This is a genomic window from Rhodococcus sp. UNC363MFTsu5.1 (assembly GCF_000686785.1).
Classification (GTDB): Bacteria; Actinomycetota; Actinomycetes; order Mycobacteriales; family Mycobacteriaceae; genus Rhodococcus_G; species Rhodococcus_G maanshanensis.
In genome coordinates this window covers 39,385-56,584 of the sequence record NZ_JMLO01000032.1, presented here as the reverse complement: position 1 = coordinate 56,584, position 17,200 = coordinate 39,385, and the positions used below count along the sequence as shown (strand labels likewise).

Annotated in this window: 12 protein-coding genes and 1 pseudogene; 3 read left to right on the top strand and 10 right to left on the bottom strand. The window is 72.9% G+C overall.

Annotated elements, in window-relative coordinates; genetic code table 11:
- Nucleotides 1–60: 60 nt before the first annotated feature.
- The 3 genes from BR31_RS0121680 to BR31_RS0121670 all read right to left on the bottom strand — a co-directional run bounded on the left by BR31_RS0121680 (nucleotide 61) and on the right by BR31_RS0121670 (nucleotide 3,094).
- Complete coding sequence (locus BR31_RS0121680) at nucleotides 61–1,242, bottom strand: phosphotransferase family protein (protein ID WP_027502815.1); 1,182 nt, start codon at nucleotides 1,240–1,242, stop codon at nucleotides 61–63.
- Between the two features lie 129 nt (nucleotides 1,243–1,371).
- Nucleotides 1,372–2,256 carry an ROK family protein gene (locus tag BR31_RS0121675; protein ID WP_027502814.1) on the bottom strand — a complete coding sequence of 295 codons (885 nt, stop codon included), beginning with the start codon at nucleotides 2,254–2,256 and terminating at the stop codon, nucleotides 1,372–1,374.
- Nucleotides 2,257–2,338: 82 nt separating this feature from the next.
- Nucleotides 2,339–3,094, bottom strand: coding sequence for a class I SAM-dependent methyltransferase (locus tag BR31_RS0121670; RefSeq protein ID WP_037177705.1), 756 nt, complete (start codon nucleotides 3,092–3,094; stop codon nucleotides 2,339–2,341).
- A 153-nt stretch (nucleotides 3,095–3,247) separates the two neighbouring features.
- Here BR31_RS0121670 and BR31_RS0121665 point away from each other — a divergent pair, with 153 nt between their 5' ends.
- Nucleotides 3,248–4,486 carry a glycosyltransferase family 4 protein gene (locus BR31_RS0121665; RefSeq protein WP_027502812.1) on the top strand — a complete coding sequence of 413 codons (1,239 nt, stop codon included), beginning with the start codon at nucleotides 3,248–3,250 and terminating at the stop codon, nucleotides 4,484–4,486.
- Here BR31_RS0121665 and BR31_RS0121660 read toward each other — a convergent pair.
- Entirely contained in the window at nucleotides 4,409–6,238 is a 1,830-nt protein-coding gene (locus BR31_RS0121660) for an MmpA family trehalose lipid delivery protein (protein WP_027502811.1), read from the bottom strand. The genes BR31_RS0121665 and BR31_RS0121660 overlap by 78 nt on opposite strands.
- Before the next feature lie 33 nt (nucleotides 6,239–6,271).
- On the opposite strand from BR31_RS0121660, the gene BR31_RS0121655 reads away from it, so the two are divergent.
- Nucleotides 6,272–7,474, top strand: coding sequence for a polysaccharide biosynthesis protein (locus BR31_RS0121655; RefSeq protein ID WP_027502810.1), 1,203 nt, complete (start codon nucleotides 6,272–6,274; stop codon nucleotides 7,472–7,474).
- On the opposite strand, the gene BR31_RS0121650 is transcribed toward BR31_RS0121655, so the two are convergent.
- Both BR31_RS0121650 and BR31_RS0121645 read right to left on the bottom strand, forming a co-directional pair.
- On the bottom strand, nucleotides 7,471–8,226 hold the full coding sequence (locus BR31_RS0121650; protein WP_027502809.1) for a Mut7-C RNAse domain-containing protein: 756 nt from the start codon (nucleotides 8,224–8,226) through the stop codon (nucleotides 7,471–7,473). The genes BR31_RS0121655 and BR31_RS0121650 overlap by 4 nt on opposite strands.
- A gap of 92 nt (nucleotides 8,227–8,318) precedes the next feature.
- Entirely contained in the window at nucleotides 8,319–9,494 is a 1,176-nt protein-coding gene (locus BR31_RS0121645; protein WP_027502808.1) for a cell envelope lipid trafficking protein PgfA, read from the bottom strand.
- Between the two features lie 200 nt (nucleotides 9,495–9,694).
- Here BR31_RS0121645 and BR31_RS31265 point away from each other — a divergent pair.
- Nucleotides 9,695–10,744 (top strand): annotated as a pseudogene (locus BR31_RS31265) (acyltransferase family protein); the annotation flags it as partial.
- Nucleotides 10,745–10,767: 23 nt separating this feature from the next.
- On the opposite strand, the gene BR31_RS0121635 reads toward BR31_RS31265, so the two are convergent.
- The 4 genes from BR31_RS0121635 to BR31_RS0121620 all read right to left on the bottom strand — a co-directional run bounded on the left by BR31_RS0121635 (nucleotide 10,768) and on the right by BR31_RS0121620 (nucleotide 17,126).
- Nucleotides 10,768–15,189: an alpha-(1->3)-arabinofuranosyltransferase domain-containing protein gene (locus BR31_RS0121635; RefSeq protein ID WP_027502806.1), complete on the bottom strand. Its 4,422-nt coding sequence runs from the start codon at nucleotides 15,187–15,189 to the stop codon at nucleotides 10,768–10,770.
- Between the two features lie 37 nt (nucleotides 15,190–15,226).
- Complete coding sequence (locus tag BR31_RS31260; protein WP_072753601.1) at nucleotides 15,227–15,397, bottom strand: DUF2613 domain-containing protein; 171 nt, start codon at nucleotides 15,395–15,397, stop codon at nucleotides 15,227–15,229.
- An 86-nt stretch (nucleotides 15,398–15,483) separates the two neighbouring features.
- A complete protein-coding gene (locus tag BR31_RS0121625) occupies nucleotides 15,484–16,590 on the bottom strand; it encodes an isochorismate synthase (RefSeq protein ID WP_027502805.1) in 1,107 nt (368 codons plus the stop codon).
- 68 nt (nucleotides 16,591–16,658) lie between these two features.
- Nucleotides 16,659–17,126 (bottom strand): universal stress protein, encoded by a 468-nt coding sequence (locus BR31_RS0121620; RefSeq protein ID WP_027502804.1) that lies wholly within the window; start codon nucleotides 17,124–17,126, stop codon nucleotides 16,659–16,661.
- Between the last annotated feature and the right edge of the window lie 74 nt (nucleotides 17,127–17,200).

Below are 17,200 nucleotides of genomic sequence, written 5' to 3'. Positions count from 1 at the left end.
TCGGTGTTCGCTTGCCTGGGAACGATTACGGCGGCGGACCCTCCTCGGTGCACGGCGGCGTCACGGCAGCCGCGCCCAGTAGGTGCCGTCGAGCATGGACTCGAGCGTGCCGCGGTGCAGGATCATGTCGTCCGGGTCCTCCGGCTGTTGCGCCTGGCCGAAGGCGATCGCGCGGGACTGGATGCGGAACATGATGGTTGCGTGCCGCAGCGCCGCGTACAGGCTGTAGTAGTCGAAGTTCCGGCAGCGGTGCCCGGTGCGCTTCTCGTACTCCGCGATCATGTCGTCGCGGCGCATGAACGTCGGCAGTCCGGCCAGGCCGGCGACACCGGCGATGTCCTCGAAGAACCTGTGCAGGAAGTACATCCACGCCACGTCCATCTCGCGGGGGCCGAGCGCGGCCATCTCCCAGTCGAGTACCGCGACCGGCGTGAAGTCGCGGTACATGATGTTGCCGATCCGCGCGTCGCCCCAGCAGAGGACGGCGGGGGAGTCGTCGGCGGGCACGTTCGCCTCGAGCCAGTCGAGGCACTTCTCGATCAGCGGCGAGCGCGGTCCTGCGGCGGTCGCCCACTCGTAGTAGCCGCGCTGGCGGGCCAGGTGCGCCCGGAAGGACTCCTCGGCGCTCGGTCCCGCGTCGCGCAGGCGCAGGAAGCCGAAGTGCCGCTGCGGATCCTCGATCGCGTGCAGCCGGGCGAGCACCGCAACCGATTCGTCCTGCAGGGTCTGGCGCTGCTCGTCGGTGGCCTCCGAGACCCACGACCCGAAGTTGTAGGGCATCACATCGGGCGGGACGATGCCGTCGATGCGTTGCATCACGAAGAACGGTGCACCCAGCGCGGCGGGGTCGGATTCGGACCAGTACGCCGTCGGGACGGGGACGTCGGAGAGCTCGCCCACCGTCTTCATCACGTCGAACTGGGTCCCCATCGCGTAGCTGGGGAAGACCGGCATCGACTCGGCGGTCGGCTCGACCCGGGCGACCAGCTCGTGTGTCAGCCGGGCACCGGGCTCCGCGCCATCCGCGGACTCGGTCCAGGTCGCGTCGAACAGGATGGTCTCGCTGGAGATGCCGTTGGCGTCGGGCAGCCGGACGTCCGAGACCAGCGGGTCCGCGCCGTCGTGCAGGCGGCTGGTCAGCCAGTCCTGCAGCGCGAGCCGAAGGTCGTCGGGGTCGCGCTTGGAGTCGCTTGGCCGGGCGACCTCGGCCGCGTTGTCTGGGGCTGTTCCTGTGGTGCTCACGTGCCCTCGATCCGTCGTTCCCTGGCGGGAAACCGAAGTGTGGTGAGAAGCACACTAGAACACGTTACAGCCTCGTGGAGGGTAAACAAGTCCCAGTTTCGGTCGGGGCCGTAACGAAAATGGAAAACGCTAGCCGACCAGCGTCAATGCCCCCGCGCCGATCAGTGTCGCCCGTCCGCCGAGCGCCGCGGGCACGATCCGCAGCCCGCGTGTGAAGGAGAGCCCGGCGTGGCGTGCCGCGGCCTCGACCATGGGCTCCCACATCGGCGGGCCGGACTGCGCGAACCCGCCCCCGACCACAGCCAGATCCAGGTCCAGCAGGGCGGCCGCGGACGCGATCGCCACCCCGACCGCGGTCCCGGACCTGCGCAGCGCGGCCAGCGCGATCGCGTCGCCCGCCTGCGCTGACTCCGAGAGTTCGAGCCCGGTCGAGCCCGCCCAGCCCCGCGCGTTCGCCCACCGCACCGACGACGGTCCGCTCGCCACCGCCTCCAGGCAGCCGATGCCGCCGCACGCGCAGGCGATGTCCTCGGCTCCCGGCACCACCACGTGCCCGATGTGCCCGGCGTTCCCGGTGCGGCCGCCGACCGGCCTGCCGTCGAGCAGGACCCCGCCGCCGACCCCGGTGGAGACGATCATGCCCAGCATGTTGCCGGTCCCGCGGCCCGCGCCGAAACGGTGTTCGCCGAGCGCGGTGCAGGTCCCGTCCATCGCCATCCGCACCGGCACGCCGGGGAAGAGCTCGCGGACCGCGTCGACGATCGGGAAGTCGCGCCAGTCGGGGATGTTCAGCGGGCTGACCGTGCCCGCCTCGATGTCGACCGGCCCCGCGGAGGCGATCCCGACCCCGGTGACCGTGTGCCCGTCGGCGACCTCGCGCAGCAGCGTCGCGGCGGCGTCCCACACCCCGGTGGCCGGGGTCGGGCTGCGCTTCTCGGCGAGCAGTTCACCGTCGGGGGAGATCAGTCCAGCCGCGAGCTTGGTGCCGCCGATGTCGAGGGCGAGTCCGGTCATCCCGCGAGGGTATGCGGCTCCGCCGCCTGTGAGTACTTTTGGCCCACCTGGGGGCTAAAAGTACTCACAGGCGCGTCAGCGCCTACTTCTTGCGCAGCACCACGACGAGGTTGCTCACCAGCAGCTCACGCAGGCCGGGGAGGCGGACCATCCACCAGGCCCAGCGCGGGTGGTACCGCGGGAACGCCGCGAGCAGCTCACCGTCCGGAGTCGTGCGCGCCCAGCGCAATCCGTCGGCCGCCCCGACGTCGAAGAGCGAGACACCGAACCGGTTCTTGGGCTCGCGGCCGTTCTTGCGCGCGTAGCGGCGGGCCGCGTACTCGCCCCCGAACACGTGCCAGGGGCCGGTCTCGTGCCCGCCGAACGGCCCCCACCAGAGCGTGTACGAGAGCACCATCAGCCCGCCCGGCTTGGTGACCCGCAGCATCTCGTCGGCCATCGTCCACGGCTCCGGCACGTGTTCGGCGACGTTGGAGGAGAAGCAGATGTCGACGCTGTCGTCGCGGAACGGCAGTGCCATCCCGGATCCCCTGATCGCGCCGCCGACCGTCAGCCCTGCCGCGTGCATCTCGGTCGGGTCCGGTTCGACCGGGATGTAGCGCGCTCCGGCCCGGTGGAAGGCCTCCGCGAAGTAGCCGGGGCCACCGCCGACGTCGAGCACGGTCCGGCCGGTCAGGGCCTGCCCGGTCATCCCGGCGTACAGGTCCTCGATCAGCTCCAGCGAATCTCGTGCCAACGCGCCGTAGAAGAGGTCCGGGTCGTCCTGCTCGTGGCGGAAGTCGCTCAGCAGTCCGACGGACCGTCGGAGGGTGGCCCGGCGGGCGAAAATGCGGGTCACGGGAAGGGCGGTCACGGGTAGGAACCATAGCGGCCGCGTCGCGGCGCACGGATCGACGGATCACCGTAGCGGACACGATCGCGCTGCGCAGCGGTTATTGTGTCCTCTTGACCGCCACCGCGGCCGTAGCCATCCGAAACAGGAGTTGTGACCGTGCGCGAGGTTCTGCTGTTGTGCTGGCGTGACAGCGGGCACCCGCAGGGCGGCGGCAGCGAGCGGTACCTGGAGCAGGTCGGGGCCGGTCTGGCGGAACAGGGCATCAAGGTCACCCTGCGCACCGCCCGCTACCGGGGAGCGCCGCGCACCGACACCCTCGACGGCATCGCGATCAGTCGCGGCGGCGGACGGCTGACCGTCTACCCGCGGGCGCTGGCCGCCATCGCACTCGGTCGCCTCGGCATCGGCCCGCTCAAGGGCGTGCGACCGGACGCGGTGATCGACACCCAGAACGGCATCCCCTTCTTCGCGCGCGCGGTCGCGGGCGCCCCGGTCACGGTCCTCGTGCACCACTGCCACCGCGAGCAGTGGCCGGTGGCCGGACGGCTGATGGCGCGGGTCGGCTGGTGGGTGGAGTCCACCCTGTCGCCGCGGGTCCACCGCCGCAACCAATACCTGACGGTGTCGCTGCCCTCCGCGGAGGAGCTCACCGCGCTCGGCGTCGACCGCGAACGGATCGCGGTGGTGCGCAACGGCGCCGACTCGGTCCCGCCCGCCGTGCGGATCGGGTCCGACGACACCCGCACCGAACACCCCAGCGTGTGCGTGCTCTCGCGGCTGGTGCCGCACAAGCAGATCGAGGACGCCCTCTCCGCCGTCGCGACGCTGCGCCGCGGCACCCCCGACCTGCGCCTGGACGTGATCGGCGGCGGCTGGTGGGAGGAGAACCTCCGGGACCGCGCACTCGAGCTCGGCATCGCCGACGCGGTCACCTTCCACGGGCACGTCCCCGAGGAACGCAAGCACGAGCTGCTCTCCCGGGCCTGGGTGCACGTGATGCCCTCGCGCAAGGAGGGCTGGGGTCTCGCGGTGATCGAGGCGGCCCTGCACGGCGTCCCCACCGTCGGCTACCGCAGCTCGCGGGGCCTGACCGATTCGATCATCGACGGGGTCACCGGGTCACTGGTCGGCGGCGACGAGGTCGCGGACGGTGACGTCGCGGACCTGACCGAGGCGGTGGCATCCCTCCTCGCGGACGCCGAGCAGCGCGCCGAGCTCGGCGAGAAGGCCCGCGCGCGGGCCGCGGAGTTCTCCTGGGCGCAGACCGCGTCCGGCGTGCGCACCGTGCTGTCGGCCTCGGCCGCCGGGCGGCCCGTGTCAGGCCTGATCGGCGCGGCCCCGGCCGCGGTGGCCGCGGGCCCGGTGGGCCAGAAGTCCCAGCGCGCTGCCGGTTAGCAGCGCCGCCCACAGCAGGTGGGCCGCGACGGAGGCCGCGCGGAGCGCGGGGTCGGCGGCGGTCACCGCGACGGGCCCGGCCACCCGGTACAGCGACAACTCCTCGTCGGCGTACGCCTCGTCGAGCTGGTCGAGGGTCCGGCGCGACTGCGCGAGCGGGCCGGGCGTGCTGTGTTCGACCAGCACCCACCGCACCCCCAGCCGGGCCAGGCCCTCCGCGTCCCCGCCCGCGAGCAGCAGCCGTTCGACGTCGCGGGCCCTGCTGCCCTCGCCCTCGACGGTGCCGTCCGCGACGATCAGCTCGCCGGTCTGCAGGACGTCCACGGGCAGCATCCGCGGCGCCGGGTCGAGCACCGGGGTGTCGCCGCTGTAGGGGAACAGTCGGAACATCCCGGCGGGCAGCATCGCGACGTCGCCGCCCTCGTCGGCGACCAGCAGCTGCGAGGCGACGCGCTCCCATGACGCCGGATAGTGCACCGGCCGCAGCGCGCCGCCCACCCCCCAGGCCAGGTCGGGCAGCGCGAGCAGCACCGCGACGATCCCGACGGCGGCGGCGACCCCCGAACGATTCCGCCCTGCGGTCGGCGGGCGGCCGTCGGATTCGCGGCCGAGGGGGTGCCGGCCGAACACCCGACCACCGATCCGGGCCAGTGCCCCGGCCCCGGCCGCCGCGGCCAGCGCGTAGAACGGCGCCGCCAACGCCACCCACTTCTGGGCGTCGCGCAGCAGCCCGGCGCCGGGCACCCGGGTCGCCGCCCATTCGCCCGCGGTCAGGCCCCACCCGGTGGCGGCCAGCGCGGGCAGCAGGACCGCCGCGGCCGCGACCACGGCCAGCGCCGCGATCACCGGATTGCCGCGGCGGCGCCACAGCGCGGGCAGGCCGCACGCGACCACCGTCAGCAGCACCGCCGTCCCGGCGAGGGCGAAGATCCCGGTCCTGGTCGCCGGGACCGCGGTGGAGTTCCAGATCCCGCCGAGCCCGGCCAGGCTGCCGAGCGTCCCCAGCCCCGGCTCGGCGCGCGCGGCGAACGCCGCCACCCCCGCCGGGTCCGATCCCTGTGCCCCCGCGCCGGAGAGCGCCGTCGCGGTCAGCCACGGCGCCGACGCCGCCACGGCCAGCGCCGCGGCCACCGCCAGTCGCGACCACCGCGCGCCCGCGCCGCCCGGCAGGGCCAGCAGCACCGCGGCCAGCGCGGTGGCCAGCAGCGCGCCGGTCGGGGTGAGCCCGGCGGCGGCCAGCGTCAGCCCGAGCGGGCACCACGACCGAGGCGACCACGGGGTGGCCGACCGACGCAGGCGCAGCGCGGCAAGCACCGTCCACGGCAACGCCGCGTACCCGGTCAGCAGGCTCCAGTGCCCCTGCAACAGCCGCTCGGCCACGTACGGGTTCCACAGCAGCACCGTCGAGGCCAGCAGCTGCGGACCGAGCCCGGCCGTCGGTAGCAGCGCGGCGACCATGCGGGCCGCACCCCACCCCGCGAGCCACAGCGCCGACAGCAGGATCGCCTTCACCACCAGGCCGCCGTCGATGACCGACGTCAGCGCGGCGATCGCGGCATCCTGCGGGACCGCGCGTGCGGCGGCGTCGGTCAGTCCGAGCGCCGAGTCGGTCAGATACGAGCGAGGGGTGCTCACCGCGTCGCGCAGCAACAGGTATCCCGGGCCGAGCAGCGGGCCGAGGACGATCGCCGCGAGCGCCAGCGAATACAGCGCGGGAACGGCCCGGGTGAGCCCCGCGGGCCGCGCGATCATGGTCCGAACGATAACGGGTGCGATCATGGGCGGATGACACCTCGCCCCGCCGCCACCTCCGCGGTGGCCGGGATGACGATGGTGACGGTCGGCTCGATGACCGCGAACCTGGCCTCGTACGTGCTGGCGCTGGTCGCCAGCCGGTGGCTGGGGCCGGCCGGCTACAGCGAGTTCGCGAGCCTGCTGGCCGCCCAGTTGGTCCTCGCGGTGCCCGCGCTGGCCCTGCAGACGGTGGTCGCCCGCGAGGTGGTCCTCGGCGAGGGAGACGCCGCGCTGCGCGGTCTCGGCCGTAGGTGCGCGGTGATCGTCGCGGTGATCGCGGCGGCGCTCGTGGTCCCGGTGGCTGCGGTGCTGGACACCGGGGTCGGGGCGACGGCCGCCGCGCTGCTGACCGCGCCGCTGCTGGTGCTGCTGGCCACCGAACAGGGACTCCTGCAGGGACGCGGCCGGTTCGGTGAGCTGAGCGTGATCCTGGCCGCCACGGGCATCGCGAAGGTCGTGCCCGCGGTCGCGGTCCTTGCGGTCGGTGGCGGGGCGGGCGCGGCGCTGACGGTGGCGGCGATCGGGACGGGCTCGGTGGCCGCGGGCGCCCGGCTGCTGGTCGGCCGCGGGGGCGTGGCCGCAGGTGCCGAGCGAGCGGTTCCGGTTGGGGTCGCCGCGGTGCTGCGCGCCTCGCAGGTCCAGCTGGCGCTGATCGCGCTGTCGTCGGCGGACCTGCTGCTGACCCGGGTGGTGCTCGACGAGTCGCAGGCCGGGCAGTACGCGCTCGGCGCGGTGGCGACGAAGGCGGCATTCTGGCTGCCCGCCGCGGTCGGCGTGGTGCTGTACCCGCGGATGGCCAGCCCGACGCACTCGGGGCGCGCGGTGCGCTCGGCGCTCGGCGTGCTGGTGGGGCTCGGCGCCGTCACGGTCGCGGGCGTCGCGCTCGTCGCGCCGCTTGCGCCGCTGCTGGTCGGGCAGGACTACGCGCCGGTGCAGGGTCTGCTGTGGTTGTTCGCGCTCGACGGGGCATGCCTGGCGGTGCTGCAGGGGGCACTGTTGTCGGCGATCGCCCGCGAGCGCACCCGGCTGGCGCTGGCCGCGTGGGTGGCGCTGGCGATCGAGGTCGCCCTGATCCTGGCCTTCGCCTCGACGATCCGGCAGTTGATCACGATCGCGGTGATCACGGCCGCGCTCGCGGCGGCGGTGGTGAGCATCGCGGCCCTCCGCGGCGCCGAGGGCGTCGCGGCGCCCTAGAACCGCACCCCGACCGCGGCCAGACGCCGACGCAGGCGCACCAGGTGACTGCCCGGCCAGTACAGCTGGCCGCAGGAACGGCAGCGGCTGAACTCGTGCTGATCGCGGGCCACGCTGTCCGGCACCAGCCCCGCCGCGACCCGCCTCGGTACCGGGGCGACGGGTCCGTTGCAGCGGGCGCACCGGGTCAGCGGTGCGATCCGCGAATCGAGCTGGAACCGGTCCAGCACCTCGCGGAGCTGCCGCCGCGGATCGGTCTCGTGCAGGAAGGCGCCGCGTCGCAGGGCCGCGCGTTTGAGCAGGCCGATGTCGCGGGTCAGCACCGTCCGGTGCTCGCCGAGGGAGAGCGCGAGCAACTCGTCGTCCGCGAAGTCGTTGCGGTACAGGCAGTCGAAGCCGAGCAGTCGAAGGTAGGACGCGAGCCGGCCCAGGTGCACGTCGGCCGCGAACCGCGGCTCCCGCAGCGGCAGCGGGCGCAGCCGGGTGAGGCCGTCCAGGTCGAATCGCTCGAACACGGGGTAGACCGCGACCCGTTCGCCGCCGCGCAGCCGGTGCCCGAAACCGACGGAGCCGCCGTCGACCAGGATCAGGTCGACCTCGGTGTGCGGCACCCCGAGCGACTCGATCCGGTCCTTCACCGTCGGGGTGCCGTCGAAGTCGTGCGGGACGTCGCGCTTGCGCAGCGCGGGCGGCAGGAAGTCGTTCAGCTCCTCGTAGAAGCGGAACTCGCAGCGGTGACGGGTCTGGCTCATGGGCGCGCTCTCGACTACGCCCAACCTACGCCGGCCAACGCGAAGGGCCCGCACTCGAGATGAGTGCGGGCCCTTCGCGTTGCGATGCGTGCCTACAGGCGGGTGGTCGGCGGTTCCTGGTCGCGGGTGTCGACGGCCGGGAACTCCTCCGTCTTGTCCGAGGTCCAGTCGTGACGCGGGAACTGCTCGGTCTCCGCGTTGCCGGAGTCGTAGGGCTCGTTGGCGGAGCCACTCGGGGCGGTGCCCGTGCCGTTCGCGGCGGCAGGGGTCTTCGGTCCGCTGCCTCCACGGACGCCGAGGAAGATGCCGGCGATCAGGGAGATCAGGCCGAGGATGCCGAGGATGATCGGAACCGTGCGGCCGAACATCGACAGCTTGTCCGCGCCGTCCTTGGCCTGGCCGATCTGGTACTCGATGGTGTCCTCGTTGAACGGCAGCGTGGCCTTGAGGACGGTCACCTCGGGCTTGTCGGCCGTACGGGCGTAGTACTGGTACAGCTTCTCCTGGCCCTTGACGACGACGCCGGTGATCGGGTCGACCCAGGTGTCGCGCTCGTTGGCGTACCAGCGGGTCATGGTGACCGGCGCGTCGCCGCCCTCGACGCCCCAGGTGGCGGCGGGCAGGGTCAGCTTGTTCGTCGGCGAGGCGACCACCTTGGACAGGTCGACGGGGCCGACCTTCTGGTTGTAGTGGTACACCTTCATGCCGTTGATCTCCGTCTCCTCGACGAAGTCGATGTCCTTGGTGGCGCGGGCATTGATGTCGAAGTACGGGTACGCCTGCTGCTCGGCGTCGAAGGGCCACTTGTACTGCAGGCCGGTGTGCTCGACCTCTTCGGCCGGCTTGTCGGACTGGGTCTGGATCGACCCGATCGGGTCCTGGATCGGCATGGAGCTGACCCGGTCAACGGTGACGGTGTCGACGGTCGCGGTCAGCAGACCGGTGTCACCCTGCTTGTCGGTGCGACGCAGCGTCTGGCCGGCCTGGACGGTGATCTTCTCGGCGTCGGACGGGTCGACGACGGTGACGTAACGCTGGGCGACCAGCGGCACGTTGTTGTTGACGACGGCCTTGCCGGCGGTGAGCGACTTCGAGTCGAGGACCTCGCCGACGCCCTCGGCCACCGTGGTGACCTCGAGGTCGAGCGGCGTCTTCTTCAGCTTGTCGACCGTGTACGTCGGGATGAGGACAGCGGCAGCCAATAGGAAAGCGCCGAGCCCCACCAGGATGCAGGCAAGTGTCCTGCTCGGCCCTGAGCGTCCCGCCATGCTGAATCTCCTTCGTCAATCATTGTCAGCCCGAGTGCTGCCATGGGCGGCACCGATCGCAGAGCGTCCGGGTTGCGACACTCAGTGAGCCAGACAGTAACAGTGTCCAGTGTCCGATTGCGCTGGCACGCCGTATTTCCGTGTCCCGGCACCCGGGTGTCCTCGTCCGACACGCCGGGCTGGGGCACACTGGTCCGCAAATGAGTACCGAGGCTTCCCACCCGCAGCAGGTCGTGTCCGCACCGCGCGGGTTCATCCCCGCGTTGGAGGGCATGCGGGGATTCGCCGCGCTCGGAGTCCTGGTCACCCACGTCGCCTTTCAGACCGGCGCGACCGGCGATCCGGTGCTCGGTCGTATCTGGGGTCGCTTCGACATGGCGGTGGCGTTGTTCTTCGCGCTGTCCGGGTTCCTGCTGTGGCGCCCGCACGCTGCGGTGGCCCGCGGACTGGGCACGGCGCCTGCGACCGGGCGCTATCTGTTGCACCGCGCCGCCCGCATCCTGCCCGCCTACTGGGTGGCGGTCGTGCTGATCCTGCTGTTCCTGCCGGAGGCGGGCGGCGGGCTGCAGGTGTGGCTGGCGAACCTGGGTCTGGTCCAGGTGTTCGTGCCGCTCACCCTGACCGGCGGCCTGACCCAGATGTGGAGCCTGTCGGTGGAGGTGGCCTTCTATGTGCTGCTCCCGCTGATCGCGCTCGTGTTCGTCCGACTGCGCGGGGCGAGTGCCCGCCTGCGGATCCCGGTGCTCCTCGCCGCGGCCGCGGCGAGTCTCGGCTGGGTCTTCGTGCCGGTGCCGACGCCGGACGCCATCCACTCCGACAACTGGTTGCCCGGGTACCTGCCGTGGTTCGCGGCAGGCATGGTGCTGGCCGAGCTCGCGCTGCTGGTCGACAGCCCGGCGCACCGGCTGGCGCGCAGGCGCGGGTGGATGGCGGTGATCGCGGTGGTCGCGTTCGCGCTCTCGTGCACGGATCTCGCTGGGCCGGAAGGGCTCACGCGCGCGGAACCGTGGCAGTACTCGGTGAAGATCGCGCTCGGCGCGGTGCTCGCGTTCGCGCTGCTGGCGCCGTTGGTGCTCGGCGACACCGTGCGGCACCGGATCCTGGCGAGCCCGTTCGCGCTCGCGGTCGGGCGCTGGTCCTATGGGGTCTTCATCTGGCACCTCGCGGTGCTGTCGATCATCTTCCCGGTGTTCGGCATCGTGCCCTTCAGCGGGAGTTTCGTCTTCGTGCTCGTGGTGACGATCTGCCTCAGCCTGGCCGTCGCCTCCGCGAGCTACGCGCTGGTCGAGGAGCCGGTCCGCCTCGCGGTGAAGAACTGGGAGAGCCGCCGCAACGCGCGGGAGGCGCGGGGCGAGGCGGCAAGCGGCAACGCGGCCAGCCCCACCGCGACCACCGCGATCAGCGCAGGGAGCTGAACGAGCACCGAGTGGCCGACGTAGCCGTCGATGGCCCGCCACGGCCCGGTGGACAGCAGTGCGGCGCTGAGCATGGCGCCGAGCCCGGCCGTTCCGACCAGGACGCGAGCGGCACTCGCGGGCCCGCGCCGGATGCGAAGGGCCAGTGCCGGCCCGGTCACCAGCGCCGCGACGATCGTGCCCGGCAGCCCCGCGATCACCGTCGCGAGCGCGAGCAGCCCGAGGTAGCCGACGGTGACGGCGTGCCAGGTCCGCGGCGCCGGGCCGGGAACCACCCGTCGGCGGGCGGGCAGCACCGCCAGCAGCAGCAGCGGTATCAGCAGCAGCAGGCCGCCGAAGATGCCCAGCCGGTACCAGCGGTCGGTCGGGAACTCCAGGACGACGGTGCCGTCGGTGCCCGCGGGCACGATCCAGCCCTGCTGCCAGCCGTTGACGACGACCGGCGTCAGCTCGGCGCCGTCCGGTGCGGTCGCGATCCAGCCGATGTTGTGGGACTCCGGCACCACCAGCAGCCGGTCGCCGTCGGGGGCGGTCACGTGCAGGGACCGCTCGTTGGGGGTCCACCCGTCGGTGGGCACGCGGACGGCGTCCTGCGCCCCCGGTGCGGCGGGGGTTCCGCCCGCGGGGGCGGCGACGAGCTGCAGTCCGTCGACGAAGAAGGCGGCGCCTGGCGCGACGGTGACGTCCTGACGTCCGGCGGACAGCGAGATCGCGGCGCTCGCGCGGGCATCGGGATCGACTGCGGTGCTCTCGGTTTCGTCGGTGTCGTCCGCGCACACGGTCGCGGGTACAGGTGCGCCGGACCGTAGCTGCCCAACGGTCGCGGTGACGGAGGCGCGCAGCGTCCGTCCGGCGAGCGAGAGCGTCGGCCCGTCCGCGCAGCCGACGGTGACGGTCCGGTCGGTGGGCTGCTCCTCCACCCCGGTGCCCGCCACCACCAGGTCGGTTCCGTCCTCGGTGGTGGTGAGGACGCCGATCTCCGCGAGCCCGGCCGGCTGCACCTTCGCGAAGCCGAGGGCGGTCTGGTCGAGAACGTCCTCCCAGTCGACCAGGCTGAGCACGATGCGGTCGGTGACGGCAGGCTCGAGGCGGATCGGTTCGTCGTCGCTCAGTTCCCGGACCTGGGGACCGGTGCCGAGGTCGACGGCGACGGTGGTCGGCGCGGCGGGAAGGGCGCCGAGGCTCGGTGTCAGGTCCAGCCCCGTGACCAGCGTCGGCTCCGGAAGGCGAACCGTCAGAGTCGGTTTCGCGTCCTTGCCGCTGGTGGTGTCCTCGGATGCGGTCCACGCGGTACGCAGGTCGCCGTCGGTGGCGGCGAAGGCCGAGCCGCGCAGGTCGCCGACCGCGGCCTGCCCGACGGCCTGTGCACGGCCGGGCTCGGCGAGCAGCGCGTCGAGCGCAGGGCCCTGCCGGGAGCGGACGATCAGCTGCGGTGTCACCGCGGTGGCGGCCGGCACGGACAGGGTTCGCTGGAAGGTGCCCGGCTCCTCCGGGGCGAGGCCGAGTCCCCGGCTGCACCGCACCCGGTCCGGGGCGTCGACGCACCCGGTCCGGCCGGGCAGTTCCTGGCCGAGGTCCCAGCCCTCGACGGCCGCGCCGGTCGGGGTCGGCGGCAGCACGGTACGGAACGCGATCGGCACCGCCACCGGGGCGTCGCGATCGGAGTAGTCCTCGACGGAGATCTCGCTGACCCCGAACTGCGTGCCGACCGAGCCGTCCTCGGTCTTGGTCGCGGTGACCTTGAGCCAGTCCGTCTTGCCGGGGGGGAGTGACACCGTGATCACCTCACCCGGCTTGCCGACGCGGACGGCGGTGCTGCCGTTGGGGGTGGTCACCTCGAGCTGCTTCACCGGCACGCCGAGCGCGCCCGGGCTGGTGCGCAGCTTCAGCAGCCCGCTGGTCACGGGCGCGTCGAAGTCCAGTCGGATCCACTGTCCGAGAGCGCTTTCCAGGCCGTTGCTGAACCAGCCGGTCGCCGGGTCGCCGTCCACGGTGGCCGCGGGCCCGTTGCCGGGCGCGGTGCCGCCGAGCTGGGTGGCGTCGGCGGCCGAGCTGGAGACCGTGATCCGCGCACCGTCCCATTCGCCCGTGACCAGCGGGGCTCCCGGCACCGGGTAGTCCGGCACCAGGTTGTGGGTGCGCCGCGGGTCGTCGGGGGTGCGTAGCGCCGAGCTGTGGTTGTCGACCTGGCCGTAGTCGGTCTCGCGATCGGTCGGGGTGTCCGTCACGACCACCGAGTCCACCGGCAGCCCGGCTCGCTCTGCGTCGGCGGCAAGCAGCACGGGGCCGGCAGGTAGGTCGAGCTCGGTGTCGCCGAGGCCGCGCCGGGCGGCCAAGCGCTGCAACGATTCCGGTCCGCCCTGCACCCGCGGCGCCGCGTCCAGGTCCACGGTGAACGGCCCGGAGTCGACGGCGCCGGGTCGGCTCGGGTGGTTGACCCGGTAGATCTCGATTGCCGGGTACCGGGGCCGCAGGTCGCTGTCGGTGACCAGTCCCTCGGCCTCGCCCGCGCCGACGTCCTCACCGAACTGCGCGACCTTCTCCAGCCCGGGCGACCCGTCGATGGCCTGGTGGACCAGCGCGGGACGGGTCGAGCGGGACGTCTCCGGATCCAGGTCGTTGCGCACCACCACATAGCCGATGCCCTGTCCCAGCAGCGTTTCCGCCAGGCCGGCCGATGGGCTGCCGTCCGCGACGAGGCGCTGCACGGAGTCGAGGGCGCGGATGGCGCCGGGCGGCACCAGCGGCACCGCGTCGCGCACCGCCCATGGGGTGTCGGCCAGCGCCTGCATCGGCTCGTCCCTGGTCAGCCCCCACACCTGGCTGGCGAACGGGGCGCCGGGCACCAGCAGCGCGCGCTGCGCGTCGGACCCGTCGGGGGAGCTGCCCGCCGCGTGCTCGCCGAGCCAGTCCGCGGCCTCGTGCCAGTACCCCGGCACCTCCGGGTAGGCGCCGCGCGGGGCGAGCTTGCCGGTCCAGGCCAGCGAGGTCGCGAGGGTGAGCGCGACCAGGATCAGGCTGGTCAGCGCGACCATCGGCTCGCGTTCGGGGTGCGCGAGCGCGGTCCGCCAGCGGGCGCGGGGGACCGATCCGGGCAGCGACACCTTGCCGAGCAGGTGGGCGAGCCCGAGGACCAGCGGCAGCCGGACCAGCGGCTCGAGCTTGTGCACATTGCGCAGCGGGGCGCCGCCGGAATCGAGGAACAGCCGGACCTGCTCGGCGATGGGGGAGCCGAGGTCGCCGACGTAGCCCGCGGCCAGTCCCGCCAGCCCGACGAACAGGATCAGCGCCAGCCTGCCCTTGGCAGGCATCGAGCGCATCGCAAGGCCGGCCATGCCTGCGGCGGCGATCAGCCCGGTGGCCAGGACCGCGGCCGGCTGGGTGACCAGTACCGCACCCGCGATCCGCTCGGGTGAGACGAACGGTGTCCAGCTGTCGGTGCCGCGCAGCACCTCGGCCAGATTGGTCCACTGGGTGGTGACCCCGGACGACTCGATGTAGTCCAGGAACGGGGGGCTGACCTTGCCGAGCAGCAGCAGCGGCACCATCCACCAGGCCGTCGCGACCAGGCAGAGCGGGATCCACCACGCGGTGAAGATCCACCAGCGCCGGTTCGGGCGGTGCGCGGCCCACCACAGGGCGGCGACCAGGCACGCGGCCGCGGTGGCGACGGCGTTGACCGAGCCCATCAGCGCGACGGCGAGCGCCGACTGGGCGGCGAGCCGCGCCGGTGAGTACTTCTGGTCCCCACGGGGGCCGGAAGTACTCACGAGCGACGAGGTCGCCAGGATCACCGGCAGCAGCACCCAGGGCGCCAGCATCATCGGCAGGGTCTCGGAGGAGATCGATCCGAGGGTGGTCAGGACCCGTGGCGAGAGCGCGAACGCGACGGCGGCGATGATCCGGGAGCTGCGGCTGCCGATGCCGAGCGCCTCGGCGACTCGGATGATGCCCCAGAACCCGGCGATGAGCAGCAGCGCCCACCAGATGCGCTGGGTGATCCACGGTGGGATGTGGGCGAGCTCGCCGAGGCTGAAGAATGCGCCGTGCGGGAAGAAGTAGCCGTAGGCCTGGTTCTGCACCTGGCCCAGCGGTGCCTGGCTACTCCACTGGTGCGACGCGCGCTCGAGGAACCCGAGCGGGTTCTGGGTGAGGTCGAACTTGGTGTCGGCGACCAGCTGGCCGGGGGCCTGCAGGAACGCCAGGAGAAACGCTATGGCGGAGGCGCCGAACAGCCACCGACGGGTCAGTGGGGCGTTGTTCGGCGCCTCGGACGCCAAGACAGAAGGAGTGCGGGGACTCGCGCTTCCAGCGTTCTCAGCGGCTGCCGTACTCAACCTGGTTCAGCAGGGAGGAATCGGCGTTGCCGCTGCGGTCGATGTCCGGACGAGTGTTGTCCGACGCGGCCGCGGTAATCCCGAAGACGGCACCCAGACCGAGCACCGCACCGATCACTGCGCTTGCCACACCGGGGACAAGGAACTTCATCTCGGATCTCCCATTTGCTACTGCTGACCGGAAACGTCTCGCGTCAAGGTATCACCTGGCACCCGGCGGTCGGGTTCGCTTACCGGTTACGCGCCGCGGCCCGCAGGCTCGGGGTCGACGCCGAGCGCGCCGAGCAGGGTGCGGAGCTTCGCGGACGTCTCGGCCAGCTCGGAGTCGGGGTCGGAGGCCGCCACGATGCCCCCGCCCGCCCACGCCCGCGCGCGCAGGCCGTCCGCGTCGATCTCGGCGCACCGGATGGCCACCACCCACTCGCCGTCGCCGTCGTGGTCACACCAGCCGGCCGCGCCGCCGTAGAACCGGCGTGGCTCCTCGCACTCGCGGATCGCGACGATCGCGCCGTCGGTCGGGGTGCCGCCGACGGCGGGCGTCGGGTGCAGCAGGCGGGCCAGCTCCAGCGCCGACGGACACGGATCGCGCAGCACGCCCTTGATAGGGGTGCCCAGGTGCCATACCGCGGGGGTGCTGATCAGCCGGGGGGACTCCGGCACGGTCAGTTCGGCGCAGACCGGGTCGAGGACGGAGCGGATCCACTCGGTCACGAAGGCGTGTTCGGACCGGTTCTTCGCCGACGCCAGCAGTCGCTGCCCCTCCGCGCGGTCCTCGTCGGGGTCGGCGTGGCGCGGGGCGGTACCGGCCAGCGGGAAGCACTCCACCTCGCGGCCGGTGCGGCGCAGCAGCAGTTCGGGGCTGGCCCCGACCAGTGCGTGCCCGAGATAGCCGTCGCCTGCTGGCGACAGGTCGACGCCGAAGCCGTTGCCCGCGTGGTCCCGCGACACCAGCCGGGCCAGCAGCGACCACGGGTCGATCGGCGTCGCCGCCGAGAGCACCACCGAGCGCGCCGCGACCACCTTCTGCAGGTCGCCGCCGCGGAGCCGGTCGATGAGGCGGGCCACCCGGCGCAGGTGCTCCTGCGGCGCGGGCAGTTCCTCGGTCAGTCGCACGGTGGGCAGCGCGGGCAGCGATTCCGGCCGCCACGGGCCGTCGGTGAAGCGCGCGGTCTCCGGCGCTGTCAGCGCTGCCGGCTCGGCGGGGTCGAACGGAAGCGCGCCGACCACGAGCGGCACCCGGCGACGGGCGAGAGCCTCGGCGGCGGCGTCGATCTCGTGGAACCGTTCCCGGCTCCCGGAGGTGCGCAGGGTCCGGTCGGCGCGGGAGAGCAGGAAACCGTCCATCGGTTCACGACGATAGTCCCGCGCCCGCGCGACGGCCTGCCCGGCCGGTGGCTCGGTGCCCGCGCGGCCTATCGGCCCGGCGGGACGATCAGCACGGGTCGGTGGCTGTGCCGCAGGACGTGGTCGGCGACCGAGGACTGCAGCAGGGACCGCAGCCCGGTGGTGCCGCGGGTGCCGGTGACGATGATGTCGGCGTTCAGGTCGTCGGCGGCCTCGACGATGGTGGTCCAGATGGTGGTGACGCACTCCACGGTCCGGCCCTCGGCGTTGAGGCCCGCGTCCCGTGCGAGGTCCAGCCCCTCGATGTTGATGGCCTTGGCGTCGGTCAGCGCGATGTCCTCGGACTCCGCGTCCGGGACCCATTCCGGCTGCATCACGCCCGAGAGCCCGGACATCCGGGCGGCCTGGCGGACCATCGGTTCCCAGGCGGTCATCACCACGGCCCGCTCGGCGCTGAGGAAGCGGCCGGCGTATTCGATTGCGCGCTTGGCGTTGTCGGAGCCGTCGTAGGCGATGAGCATCAGATCTGCGGGCATCGAGACCTCCTCGTTTCGGGGGCGATCCACCTCTCACGCTACCCGTTGCAGGGTGTGGCGGACGGGGGATCTGT